The 13,301-nt window shown below is 50.9% G+C and carries 12 protein-coding genes; 11 read left to right on the forward strand and 1 reads right to left on the reverse strand.

Features of this window, described 5'->3' with window-relative positions; all coding sequences use genetic code 11:
- Positions 1-22: 22 nt before the first annotated feature.
- From ACFWUL_RS01880 to ACFWUL_RS01925, 10 genes are all read left to right on the forward strand, one after another.
- Positions 23-1,033 carry a helix-turn-helix transcriptional regulator gene (locus ACFWUL_RS01880; protein ID WP_297019785.1) on the forward strand — a complete coding sequence of 337 codons (1,011 nt, stop codon included), beginning with the start codon at positions 23-25 and terminating at the stop codon, positions 1,031-1,033.
- Positions 1,030-1,758 carry a hypothetical protein gene (locus ACFWUL_RS01885; RefSeq protein WP_416177644.1) on the forward strand — a complete coding sequence of 243 codons (729 nt, stop codon included), beginning with the start codon at positions 1,030-1,032 and terminating at the stop codon, positions 1,756-1,758. The genes ACFWUL_RS01880 and ACFWUL_RS01885 overlap by 4 nt, the downstream gene beginning before the upstream one ends.
- The gene (locus ACFWUL_RS01890) at positions 1,751-2,170 is read left to right on the forward strand and encodes a GerW family sporulation protein (protein ID WP_297041474.1); all 420 of its coding nucleotides are present in this window, start codon (positions 1,751-1,753) and stop codon (positions 2,168-2,170) included. The genes ACFWUL_RS01885 and ACFWUL_RS01890 overlap by 8 nt, the downstream gene beginning before the upstream one ends.
- A gap of 331 nt (positions 2,171-2,501) precedes the next feature.
- Complete coding sequence (locus ACFWUL_RS01895; RefSeq protein WP_297019777.1) at positions 2,502-2,918, forward strand: OmpH family outer membrane protein; 417 nt, start codon at positions 2,502-2,504, stop codon at positions 2,916-2,918.
- 357 nt (positions 2,919-3,275) lie between these two features.
- Positions 3,276-4,496, forward strand: a complete 1,221-nt coding sequence (locus ACFWUL_RS01900; RefSeq protein ID WP_416177645.1) for an ISAzo13 family transposase — start codon at positions 3,276-3,278, stop codon at positions 4,494-4,496.
- Positions 4,497-4,547: 51 nt separating this feature from the next.
- Positions 4,548-5,060 (forward strand): HD domain-containing protein, encoded by a 513-nt coding sequence (locus ACFWUL_RS01905; protein WP_416177646.1) that lies wholly within the window; start codon positions 4,548-4,550, stop codon positions 5,058-5,060.
- Positions 5,057-5,527 carry an 8-oxo-dGTP diphosphatase gene (locus ACFWUL_RS01910; protein WP_416177647.1) on the forward strand — a complete coding sequence of 157 codons (471 nt, stop codon included), beginning with the start codon at positions 5,057-5,059 and terminating at the stop codon, positions 5,525-5,527. Before ACFWUL_RS01905 ends, ACFWUL_RS01910 begins: the two co-directional genes overlap by 4 nt.
- A gap of 9 nt (positions 5,528-5,536) precedes the next feature.
- On the forward strand, positions 5,537-6,589 hold the full coding sequence (mutY, locus tag ACFWUL_RS01915; protein WP_416178103.1) for an A/G-specific adenine glycosylase: 1,053 nt from the start codon (positions 5,537-5,539) through the stop codon (positions 6,587-6,589).
- Positions 6,590-6,816: 227 nt separating this feature from the next.
- Complete coding sequence (locus tag ACFWUL_RS01920; protein WP_416177648.1) at positions 6,817-7,932, forward strand: metallophosphoesterase; 1,116 nt, start codon at positions 6,817-6,819, stop codon at positions 7,930-7,932.
- 261 nt (positions 7,933-8,193) lie between these two features.
- Complete coding sequence (locus tag ACFWUL_RS01925) at positions 8,194-9,267, forward strand: IS630 family transposase (protein ID WP_416176725.1); 1,074 nt, start codon at positions 8,194-8,196, stop codon at positions 9,265-9,267.
- A 117-nt stretch (positions 9,268-9,384) separates the two neighbouring features.
- On the opposite strand, the gene ACFWUL_RS01930 is transcribed toward ACFWUL_RS01925, so the two are convergent.
- Positions 9,385-9,894: a succinate dehydrogenase gene (locus ACFWUL_RS01930; protein ID WP_416177649.1), complete on the reverse strand. Its 510-nt coding sequence runs from the start codon at positions 9,892-9,894 to the stop codon at positions 9,385-9,387.
- 286 nt (positions 9,895-10,180) lie between these two features.
- Here ACFWUL_RS01930 and gyrA point away from each other — a divergent pair, with 286 nt between their 5' ends.
- Entirely contained in the window at positions 10,181-12,649 is a 2,469-nt protein-coding gene (gyrA, locus tag ACFWUL_RS01935) for a DNA gyrase subunit A (protein ID WP_416177650.1), read from the forward strand.
- Positions 12,650-13,301: the final 652 nt, after the last annotated feature.

Raw genomic sequence — 13,301 nt, forward strand, 5'->3', positions numbered from 1 at the left:
ACACAGTGAAACAGGACGCAAAATGTCCATCATGCGGATTGTACAGGTCCTTATCCGGGAATCGGATCAGGAGCATCCCCTGACCCAGCAGGAAATACTGGACTACATGGAAGAAAAGTACGGCATGACGGTGAGCCGGAAGTCGGTGGGACGGAATCTTTCCCGCCTGAAGGAAGCGGGGCTTCCCGTCATGTGCAGGGAAGTGAGCCGGGTGGTGAACGGGAAGGAAAGTTCCCTTTCCCTGGACTGGTACTGGGACCACGAATTGTCCCGGGAAGATTTAAAGGTACTCATTGACCTTCTGTATTTTTCCCATATTCCCTACCAGCAGGTCCGCCAGCTCTCGGAGAGGCTGAAACGGCTCCAGAGCCACAGCTTTGAAGATGGCAGGGAAAATGTTCGAAATCTTCCATCCCTCCGGAAACCGGCGGATGTGGATGAAATAGTGGCGGTCCTTTCCCGGGCACTCACAGAAAAGAAGAAAGTCTCCTTTTACCATGACCATTATGAGGTGGATGGGAAGAGGCACCATGATTATACGGTATCCGGTGAAGACCGCCTCTTCAAAGCCAGTCCCTACCAGATTACCGCATCCGATGGGGAATATGTGCTCCTCTGCAGTCTCGATGACAGGGAAGATATCTCTGCCTTCTCCCTGTCCCTCCTCTCGGACGTATCCCTTTTGGATGAGCCCCTGCGGCCCCAGAAATCTCTCCGGAGTCCGGACCAGGGAGGAAAGCTTTCGGACTATCTCTTCGCCCATGAGGAACTGTACAGCGGGGCTCCGGTATCCTGCACTTTCGAAGCGGACTGGCACCTGATGACGAATATAGTGGAGGATTTCGGAAAATCGGCCCATATCCTTTCAGCCCGGCAGGACCTGGTGGTGGTGGAGGTAGTGATTCCGCCCTCTGCCATGAAAGCCTGGGTACTGAAACATGCGCCCCTGGTGAAGGTGACGGCTCCGTCCTATCTTGTGAAGGAGGTCAAGGAGGCGGCTGATGGCCTGTACCGCCTTTATGGGTCGCCATGATAGTCCTGAAGATTCTGGGGGGTCTGGCTGCCTTTATTCTCTTCTTTCTCCTGGTTCCTGTGACCTATTCCCTCCGTTTTGAAAAATGGAAGGCGACCCTGAAAATTGGATTTTTCTTCGGCCTTTGGAGAAAAGAAAAGGGAGTCGCCTTTCATGAAGGAGAAGAGGAAAAGGGAGAAACAGCAGCTTCCTTCGACAAAGTAGAAGAGGGAGAGGAGTCGGAACAGGAACCGCCCATAGAATCGGAAACCATTGAGACAGGTGCCATGGAAGAAATATCGGCAGGAGAAGAAATTCCGGCCGAAGGAAATCCCACAGGTTCGGCAGGACCGGAACAGGCATCTGGGGAACCGGAATCCTCACAGGAAGTATCCCTCTGGGGCCAGATCCGGTTTGCCCTGGGGAATGGACTGGCGGAGGAACTCCTCTCTGCCGTGAACCGCCTCCTGTCCCACAGTTTTCCCCGGCAGTACCATGTGGAAGGGGCCCTGGGACTGGGAGACCCCATGGATACCGGAATGCTCTGCGGCCTGGCCTATGCACTTCTTCCGGGAGCAGCTCTATCTATCCAATGGGACTATATTGAAAAAGTATGTACATTAAAAGGAAATATTCGAGGGAGGATTATCCCTTTATATGTCCTTTATATAGCATTACGGCTTGCGGCATCCAAGCCGGCAAGAGAATTCTGGCATTTCAGACAAGGGGGAAATGACAATGGATGATGAAGTAAGAAAACAGATTTTTGATGATTTCAAGAAAATGATTACCACTGAGTCCGTGGTGGGACAGCCCATATACCTGGGCGATGCCACTATCGTTCCCTTCGTGGATATTTCCTTCGGCTTCGGTACCGGAGCCCATGGAACCACCGCCACCGGCGGCGCCGGCGGCGGTAAGGTCACCCCTACGGCGGTGCTCATCATGAAGGGGGAACGGGTGGAACTCTTCTCCATCAAGAACGCCTCCGGCAATGGAACTATCGATAAGGTGCTGAACATGGTGCCGGAAGTGATTTCCCACTTTACAAAGAAGAAAGAAAAGAAAGAAGAAGTCCGGGAAGCGGCCCTGAAGGAAGCAAAAGAAGCCATGGCAGAAGAGGCGGAAACAGCGGCTATCGAGGCGAAAGGGGAATAAGGACGGGCATCGGCCGGCGGCCGGAGCTCTGTCCTTCGGACAGGGCTGTGATTTCGTCAAGGCTAAGGCTGCCGTCTGGGCTCAAGGAAGAAAATACGGATGTGGGCCTGGCAGCTACGCCGCAGGCAGACCTTGTCCGCAGTACATAGCCCAAGACCGAAGTCCATAACCCTGTCAATCCCAATTGACTGTCGGTCATTAAAAACCTGTGAGAAACGATGGCTACAAGAAATTTACCCCGTTTACCATTGACACCTGCCTCTTCTTTGATTAGAATAAATACATGCTTACTTAAGACTCTCTCATTTAAGAGCCTTGTTAGGAGGAACATATGAAGATGAATAAAGCAGTAGCAGCAGTAGCTGCTGGTATGATCGCATTTGGCGCTATGTTTTCCGTTTCCGCAGCCGGAATCGGCTATGTAAATTCCAATGCCCTTCTCGCAGCCCATCCGAAGATGCAGAAGGCACAGCTCGATATGAGAGCAGCTGCCCAGAAGGCTGAAGAAACTTTCAAGAGCCGTTCTGCCGGTAAGACGGACCAGGAAAAGCAGCAGATCGCTACGGAACTCCAGAAAGAAATGGACCAGAAGGAAAAGTCCACCATGCAGCCCATCCTTTCCGATATCATGAAAGCAATCCAGCAGGTTCGCCAGGAAAAGGGACTGGATGTCATCCTTGAACAGGGTGCTGTCGTAGACGGCGGCGTAGATGTCACTTCCGCTGTAGCCCAGAAGCTTTCCAAATAAGTCATATGGAATGAAAAAATACCGCAAGCCCTTTGGCTGCGGTATTTTTATTTTCGAAAAGTTTCGTTATAATAGGAACATGGAATCAAAGAAGGCTTGTGTGGATTAGTAATCGTTCAATCGTGCGGGGGCTTTTAGCTCCTGGCTTTTAGCAGCTAGGAAAGCTCTGCAGCCTACGGCGTAAATGATTACCGGATGTATCGGATGGATACCGCCGGCGGCAAATCAGTTTTCCTGAAAGCTAATAGCTAGAGGCCCCGTGCGAGTGACACTAAGGAATTGTGCGCAAACAATATTTACATTTTAATTGATTAAAAGTGTAAAAAATGCTATGCTGATGCCAAGGAGGAAATCAGCATGGTTAAAGAAGTCCCTGTAGATAAAATCAATAAGATGCTTCCACTGCTTAACGAGGCGCAGAAACGAGTATATCTGGCCTCTGAAGCCGAAGCACTCGGCCACGGTGGAATTACTGCTATCAGCAAAGCCACTGGCGTATCCCGGGTAACCATAACGAATGGCATAAAAGATCTGAATTCTGAACATCCCTATTTATCTCAAGATGCACCTTCCCCTCGTATCCGAAGGGAAGGCGGCGGTCGTAAGCCCATAGAGGTTACTCAGCCGGGAATTATAGAAGCACTTGAAAGCCTTATGGAAAATTCCACTTTTGGAGATCCCCAAGGACCTTTGCGTTGGACGACAAAGAGCCTGCGTAACCTCGAAGCGGAAATGAATGCCCGTGGTTATAAGATTAAATATCGTAAAATCGGATACCTCTTGAAAGATATGGGTTACAGCCTCCAAATCAATCAAAAAATGAACCAGGTTGGAAGTCAGCACCCAGACAGGGACGCACAGTTCCGGCACATCAACGAAACTGCTGAAGAATACATGGAAAACGGGTTTCCTGTTATTTCCATAGACTGTAAGAAAAAGGAAAACATTGGAAATTTCAAAAATAGCGGAGCCGAATATGCCAAAAAAGGAAATCCGGTAAACGTTCTTGAGCATGACTTTCCTCTTCCTGACAAGGGAAAAGCTGCTCCTTACGGCGTTTACGATATTGCAGCCAATGAAGGGTTTGTGAATGTGGGAGTAAGCTCAGATACTGCGCAGTTCGCAGTGAATTCGATCCGCTCCTGGTGGGATGAGATGGGTAAACCACGATATCCTGAAGCAACCCGTCTGTTAATTACGGCAGATGGTGGTGGAAGCAATGGAAGCCATAGCCGGCTTTGGAAATTTGAGCTGCAAAAATTTGCTGATGAAAGTGGCCTTGAAATCGAAGTCTGCCACTTCCCGCCCGGAACATCCAAATGGAATAAAATAGAGCATCGACTATTCAGCCAAATTACAAAGAACTGGCGAGGCCGTCCTTTGGAAACGCTTGAAATTATCGTTAATCTGATCGCTTCAACAACTACCGATAATGGGCTTGTGGTTCGGTGTAAAGCGGATACCGCAGTCTACCCTAAAGGCACTAAAGTTTCTGACAAGGAATTTGCTGGCATTAATCTGCTAAGAAATGAATTTCATCCTGATTGGAATTATGTCATCAGGCCATCATATGAATAGCTTAATAATGCACAGATCCTAACCATATATTTATTAAAGGAGACAACCATTATGGATAAATTAACCGCTTTATGCAAAGCCATGATTACCTATGACAAGGGGGATCCCCGGAGGATTCACCATTTTCTGAAAGTTCATGCCTTTGCCCGTCAGATCGGCATGGAAGAAGGACTGGACGAGAAGACCCTCTTCCGTCTGGAAGCGGCGGCCTACGTCCACGATATCGGTATCCACGAAGGGGAAAGGCGCTTCGGCAGGAACGACGGCCAGATCCAGCAGGAACTGGGACCGGACGAAGCACGGCCTATGCTGGAAACACTGGGATTTGACAGGGATGATGTGGAACGGATCTGCTGGCTCGTGGCCCATCACCATTCCTACGGCAGCATCGATGGCCCGGACACCCAGATTCTGGCGGAAGCGGACATGCTGGTGAACCAGTATGAGGACGGGGCCCAGAGGAAGCAGAACGAAGCCCTCTATCACCGGCTCTACAAGACTGCTGCGGGAAAGCGGATGTTTGAAGAACTCTATTTTGAAGAATATAAGCCGGGAAACAAATGAGAGATACTTCCCTTGTGTATCCCGTCCGCAGGGATGGGGCTATCCTTCTTGGTCGGAAACGGCGGGGCATGGGCTATGGAAAGTGGAACGGCTTCGGTGGAAAAATCGAAGCCGGAGAGACCATGCGGGAGTGTGCGGCCCGGGAACTTCGGGAAGAATGCGGCCTTCTTATGGCACCGGAGAAACTGGAAATGGTGGGGGACCTCTATTTCCACCAGCCCTCGGATCCCACCTGGTCCCATGCAGGTATCGTTTATTTTGCCAGAAACTGGACGGGAGAACCCCGTCTGTCGGACGAGATGGATCCCCGGTGGTTTGATCCGCAAGATTTCCCCTACAGTGATATGTGGATGGCGGACCGGGTATGGCTGCCCATGATCCTGGCAAGGAAAAAGATCCGGGGCACCATTTATTTTGCGGAAGACGGGGAGACTGTGTACGATTATGAATTTCAGGAAATGGAGTGACCGGTGAGCATGACGAAAGAGGAACTGCCGGGAAAAAATTGGCCAGCCATTCTTCTGTCCTGGTTTGACAGGAATAAAAGGGACCTTCCCTGGCGGGAAGATAAGCCCAGAAATCCCTACCATGTATGGATTTCTGAAATCATGCTGCAGCAGACGAGGACCGAAGCGGTGAAGCCCTATTTCGTAAGCTGGATGGAACATTTTCCCACCATCCATGACCTGGCAAAGGCTGACGAAGCCGATGTGCTCCACCAGTGGCAGGGACTGGGCTACTATACCAGGGCCCGCAATATCCATCGTGCCGCCCGGGAAATGGAAGAGAAATACGGCGGCCACCTGCCGGAGAATAGAGAAGAAATCCTCTCTCTTCCCGGCATTGGCGGCTATACGGCAGGAGCCATCCTTTCCATGGCCTACGGAAAAAAGGAAGGTGCCATTGACGGAAACGTGCTTCGGGTCTATGCTCGGCTTTACGCGGTGGAAGAGGATATCCTGAAGAGCAGGGGACGGAAAACCATCGAGTCCCTGGTGAAGGAAACCCTTCCGGACCGGGCCGGTGACTTCAACGAGGCCCTCATGGACCTGGGAGCAGAAATCTGTATTCCTAAAAGTCCCCGCTGTGAATCGTGCCCCCTCCTGTCCCGGTGCCGTGCTTTCCATGAAGGGAAGGAAAAGGAACTGCCCAAAAGGACGCCGAAGAAGCCGCAGAAAGAGGAAGAAGCGGCCTGCGCCATTGTAGTAAGGGAGGGAAAAGTGCTCCTCCATAAACGGCCTTCCAAAGGCATGCTGGCGTCTATGTGGGAATTTCCCATGGTTCTTTCCGGCAGTGCGGAAAAAGCCAGGACCGTACTGGAAACCGCCCTGTCCGGAAAGGCAGGAGAATGCCTCTGGCAGTACCGCCACGTCTTCACTCACCGCATATGGCACATGAAAGCCTACCGGATGGAAGCCAGCCATATCCCGGAAGGGGAATATGGCTGGTACAGCCCTGAAGAATACAGGGAACTCCCCCTGGCCGGCCCCCACGCCAGACTGGCGGCCTTTGTGGAACAGCTGATCTGATCAGGTAGCGGTCTTAGGCGAGGATTGAAAGTGTGGCGCGAAAAAATGAGAAATTGGGAAGGGTGGAGCGGCGTACATAATATAGAAGCGCCGGGAATATATTTTCTTTCCTCAAGCCCAGGCGGAAGCCTTAGCCATGCCCGCAGGGCAGAGCTCTGACGCAGCCACCGCCCCGGCCATCAGGCCGCCGCCCTTGCCGCCAGGCCATTTTAGAGAAAGGAGCAGCCATGTTTGAACGGATGATACTGACCGTCTTCTCCATTCTGGGACTTTTGAATGGAGCCTTTTTTTCTATCATCTTCAGGAAAAGAAAATTCTATATTCCCCTGGCCCTGAGCCTTGGAATCAGCCTGGCAGCGGCCGGCTTCTTTCTCTGGTACGCCCGGGGCTACGACGGCCTTGGCAGCTGGTCCCTTTCTTTGGGGTATGTCATGTGCGGCATCATGGTGGCGGAGATTATCGCTGTCATTCCCCTTTTTGCCTGTACCATCCTGTCTTTCTTTCGGAGAATTCGAAGCATCGTCCGGGCAGGAGCGGTTCTTTTCATGGTTCTCGCCTTTGGTATTGGTGTCTACGGAGCCATAGATGGTAATACCAGGGAAGAAGTGGCCCATGTGGATGTGTACGTGGATGGACTGCCGCCGGCCTTTGACGGGTACAAGGCGGCCCAGATGACGGACACCCACATCGGTCCCTATTTCCGGTACACCGACCTTCCGGCGGAAATCCAGCGGGCCTGGAAAGAAGGAGCCCATGTCCTCTTCTTCACCGGTGATCTCATTGACGATATCCGGTACATGCCGGAAACAGCAAGGACCCTTTCCGCCTTCAGCGGTGATTTTCCGGATGGCATCATCTACGTCTGGGGCAACCACGAATACTATCGGGGGAAAGGGTATATCGAAGAAGAACTGGAAAAGACGCCGGTGAGGATCCTGGCCGATGACCATACCGCCATTATACGAAAGGGACAGGTCCTGTATGTGGCAGGCGTGGACTATCCCTGGGCCCGGGGAGAAGCCATGAAGGAAGAAATGGATGAAATGACGGAAGATGCCTGGCAGGGCATTCCTTCCGGGGCACCGGTGATCCTTCTTGCCCACCATTCCGATTTTCTCGACAAGGGATTCAAAAAGGGAGCCATACTCACTTTGACCGGCCACACCCATGGCACCCAGTTCGGCCTCTTCGGGAAGCCTTTGTGGACGCCCTTCACCTACACCCGGGGTGCCTACAGCGACGGCAGCCACCTGGGCTACGTTTCCCGTGGCGATGCCAGCTGGTTTCCCTTCCGCTTCAGCTGCGAGAGAGAATTGGTGATCTTTACACTCCATCGGAAATGAGGCGGTGGGATAGTATGTATGATGGTGAGGGCCATTCGAGCGAGGGCTTCTAGCTGCTGGCTTCCAGGAAAACTGGACAGCCTACGGCACGAATGACTGACGGAATACCGGATCGGAAGCGCCGCAGGCAAATCAGTTTTCTAACAGCTAGAAGCTAGAAGCTAGTGTCTAATTTCATAAATAATAGATTGTATTGCCGGACACAGCAAATAATGGTATACTTATTCCAGATAAATGCAAATTGCAGGGGGGGATAACGTTATGCCAAAAGTTGCTAAGCAAATACGCTGCTCCGAAAGCGAACGCATAGAACTGCATAAAATCGTAAACTCTCAAAAAACAGAGCATCGCATTGTAAGACGTGCAAAAATGGTTCTTCTATGTCTTGATGGAATGCAAATCAAGGATATCGCGGCTAAGTTGGGGGAACGCCCCAATACCGTTAGCCTTTGGCGGAATCGTTTCGCTGAACAGGGCATCCCTGGACTACAGGATAAGAAAAGGCGGGGCCGTACTGCTCAATATGGACCGGAATTCCGCGAAATGGTGTTAAATAAGCTGAAGGAAGCGCCTCCAGACGGGCTAGCACACTGGGATGGTCCTACACTGGCAAGAGTTCTGAATGTCTCAAAGGCTGCCATTTGGCGACTTATGAGAAAGGAAGGAATACAGCTGGCAAGGCAGCGTTCCTGGTGTGTCAGTACTGATCCGGAGTTTACTAAAAAGTCTGCTGATATCGTGGGACTTTACTTGAACCCGCCAGAGAATGCTGTCGTAATCAGCGTTGATGAGAAACCATCGATACAGGCCTTAAGTAGAGCCCAAGGATATGTACTTACTCATAACAAGAAAATTGTGCGCGGGTTGAAAAGCACATATCGGAGGAATGGAACAATAAATTTATTCGGTGCACTGGAGGTAGCTACCGGACAAATTTATGGAAAGACAACAAAGAGAAAAACCAGAGAGGACTTTGAAGAATTTTTAGATGACTTATTGAAAAGTGAGCCGGGTGGAGACAAAGTGCAATATCATATTATTGTCGATAATTACTGCACGCACAAGCGCTTAAACGACTGGCTGGAAAAGCATCCTAATGTCCATTTTCATTACACACCAACGTCAGCAAGCTGGCTGAATGAAGTGGAAATATGGTTTAACATTATGTCGCGAAAAGTGCTCCGAGGGGCAAGTTTTGACTCTGTTTCGGATCTTGTGTCAGCGATTAAAAAGTTTATTGCTGCCTACAATGAGCATGCAGAACCGTTCCGCTGGAAAAAACGTGAGGTCAAGGGTTCGCAACTTAGGGATACAATCGGAAACTTACGAAATTAGACACTAGAAGCCCCCGCGCAAATGACTCTACAAATCAGCCTGCTATCCGTAATCTTCTATCTTCTGCACATAAAAAGACACGGATACGAATATCCGTGTCTCTACCGACACCTCCTGTCAACTCTTGGAAGAGGACAGGGTGGTGTCGATTTTATTTTCCGGTTTCTGGGAAATCTGGACGATTTCGCTCCGGATCTGTTCCATTTCATCGTTATTATCGGAAGTGAGGACCTGCAGGGTTACCGCTGATTTATCCGCATTGGTCAGGGGGAGCTCGATGGTCTTGGACATGGTGTTGTAGGAAAGGGCCACATCCTTGCCGCCTTTGTTGGGAGTCACCACCAGACGGCCGCCATCCACCACGCCGGTACCGGACAGGGAGCCATCCACTTCCTTGCTGCCCTGCTGCACCTTGTGCTCTACGGTGATTGTCTTATCATCATTCCGGGTAAAGGTGACTGTTTCCAGGTTCCGGATATGATCGCCGGACCAGTTCACGCCGGCGTCCTGCACGCCCCACCAGGTGCCCTGCCAGGGACCGCCGCTGAGAAAATGAACGTAGGCGAAAAAGCCGCCGCCCGCCAGGAGTACGATGGCAATCACAATGGCTGCCAGGTATTTCTTCATGATTCCACATCCTTCAGATAAAAAGAGTCTATGCCTTATTATATAAAAAAACATGAATGAATAAAAGAGAGAAATTTTCATTTCCTTGAAATGGCTGAAATAGGGCTTCCAGTATCTTAAACGGATTTCACCATCCGTGTGATAAAAATGGAAAAGGGCCTGTAAACGCATTTAAATGGCCCTGGAAGCCATTTTATGGTATAATATCTATAAGCAAAGTAAGTTCCCAAAGGACTGACAGGGCTTCCTGAAGTCCTTATTTTTATGCCTCATCAAAGGAGGACCTATGGATTCCATTGAATGGAAGGAAGGAAAAATCATCAATACCCCTCTGGAAGGGCAGATGAAAAATTCCTACATTGATTATGCCATGTCCGTCATCGTCACCCGTGCGCTGCCGGATGTGCGGGATGGTCTGAAACCGGTGCACCGCCGCATTCTCTATGCCATGAGTGAAGCCGGCATGCTTCCGAATAAGCCTTACAAGAAATCGGCCCGTATCGTGGGCGATGTACTCGGTAAATTTCATCCCCATGGCGATTCTGCGGTATATGAATCGGCCGTCCGCATGGCCCAGGATTTCTCTACCCGCTACCCCCTGGTAGACGGCCACGGCAACTTCGGCTCCGTGGATGGCGACTCTCCGGCGGCTATGCGTTATACGGAAATGCGTATGTCCAAAATCACTCTGGAAATGCTTCGGGATATTGACAAGAACACCGTGGACTTCATGCCCAACTACGACGGTTCCCTGCAGGAACCGGTGGTGCTTCCTTCCCGTATCCCCAACCTTCTGGTGAACGGCTCCTACGGCATTGCCGTAGGCATGGCTACGAATATTCCGCCCCACAACCTGTCGGAAGTGGTGGATGGCCTTTCCGCCATGATTGACGATCCCGATATTTCCATCGAAGGACTCATGAAATACATCAAAGGCCCTGATTTCCCGACTGCCGGCATTATCATGGGCCGGAAGGGTATCGAAGATGCCTACCGCACTGGCCGCGGTTCCATTACCGTCCGTGCCAAAACCGCCATCGAAGATATGCCGAAGGGCAAGCACCGTATCGTGGTGACTGAACTTCCTTACCAGGTGAACAAAGCCCGCCTCATCTCCTCCATTGCAGACCTGCAGCGGCAGAAGGTGCTTGACGGCATCACCATGCTTCGGGATGAATCGGACCGCACGGGCATGCGCATTGCCATTGAACTCCGTGCTGATGTAAGCCCGGAAATCATGCTGAACAACCTCTTCAAGCATACCCAGATGCAGATTAATTTCGGTGCCATCATGCTGGCCCTGGTGGACGGCCATCCCCGCATTCTGAACCTGAAGCAGATTCTCTACTACTACCTGAAGCATCAGGAAGAAGTGATTACCAGAAGAAGCCGCTTCGAACTGGATAAGGCCAAAGCTAAGGCCCATATCCTGGAAGGTCTGCTCATTGCACTGGACCATATTGATGAAGTCATCCGTACCATCCGCGAATCCAGAACCGACGAGATTGCAAAGAATGCATTAATGAGCAAGTTTGACCTGTCCGACAAGCAGTCCACCGCTATTCTGGATATGCGCCTGCGCCGCCTCACCGGACTGGAAAGAGACAAACTGGAAGCTGACTACAAGGACGTGAAAGAGACCATCGCTTACCTGGAAGACCTCCTCTCCAGCAGGGACAAAATCATGAATGTGGTGAAGGAAGAACTGCAGGATGAAAAGAAGAACTTCGGCGACGACAGGAGAACCGAAATCACCGACGCCCAGGAAGAGTTTACCATTACCGACCTGGTGCCCGACGAACCCATGACCATTACCCTCACCAAGCAGAACTACATCAAACGCATGGACTCCGCCGACATCCGGGTACAGAGAAAGGGCGGCCGCGGCGTATCCGGCATGAAGATGAAGGACGAGGACTATGTATGGAAGATACTGAACACCTCCACCCATAACCGCATCCTCTTCTTCACCAACTACGGCAAAGTGTACATGAAGACCGCCATCGACCTGCCCAAGTCCGGCCGCACAGCCAGAGGCAGCGCTCTCATTAACTACATCCCCAGCCTCTCTCCGGGCGAACGGGTGACGGAGCTCCTCGACATCGACGCTGCCGGGGAAGATACGAAGTATCTCCTCATGGTGACGAAGAAGGGCTTCGTGAAGAAAACCGCCATTTCCGAATACAAGAACATCAATAAGAATGGTCTCATTGCCATCCGCCTGAACGACGGGGATGAACTGGTGACGGTGCTCCGGGTGAAGGGAGACGAAGACGTCATCCTGGGCACCCGCTTTGGCATGGCCATCCGCTTCTCCATCAACGACGGCGAAGTAAGATCCATGGGCCGCGCCGCAGCCGGCGTCCACGGCATCCGCCTTGGCGAAGTGGACGGCAAGGAAGATGAAGTGGTAGGCGTAGTCATTGCGGCAGACAAGGACATTTTCACTATTTCCGCCGACGGCAATGCCAAGAGAAACAAAGCCGATGCCTACCGCATCCAGGGAAGAAACGGCATGGGCGTCCGCAACTTCAAGAAAGGCTTCGAAGTGGTAGCCCTGGTGGCAGCCGACGACAACGATGAACTGGTAGGGGTTTCCGAACAAGGCATCACCATCAAGACCAAGGCCAGCCAGATTACCAGCAAAAAAGCCAAGGCAGGACAGGGCGTCATCCTCCAGAGATTGGAAGAGGGCGACCGCATCGCATCCATCGACGTTCTTTCCGGCGATACGGAAAACGAAGAGGAAGAATAAATAGAAATCCTTTGATGAAATAAAGAGACAGTGAAGAAATGACGATATTTCTTCACTGTCTCTTTTGCGCTGCCTGAGATTTTAGAGTAAACATTCCAAAATGACAGTGGAGGGGGAAAAAAGACAGTCAGACATGGAAACGGACAGACGACAGCCGCTGCGGAGCCTTCCTGCGGGGACGGTCATTCTGAACGCAGTGAAGAATCTCGGTGCCTGATGTTAGTGGGAATTATGTCGTTAAGGAAGCGCTGATTAAATCATTGTTTGCTTTTATTCTTGAATTTTTATGCAATGTGAGGAATGGGCTGACGCGAATAGCGAGCTATTTAAGGAAGCCCATGACGAAACAGTGCATAAAAATTCTTATAAAAGAAAACTCTATGAATTAATCAGTGCTTCCTTAAATACCGATGAACAGGAAGGCGGAAGAGGCATAACAGCCATGTGCCATAGAGCAGTGAGATTTCTCCACTTCACTTCGCTGCGGTCGAAATGACATGGGAGCGTCTGAAGTCTGATTGTCTGACCATCTGACAGCGTTTCAAAGAGGCCTTCATACCCCTTTTTCGCTGTTTTCTTCTTTATTCTCACTATATCGCTATATTTCTATATCTCATGTGAAATACAATATATTGTATGCCTTTATGGTATT

Source organism: Dialister sp. (assembly GCF_047832375.1).
Taxonomy (GTDB): Bacteria; Bacillota; Negativicutes; order Veillonellales; family Dialisteraceae; genus Dialister.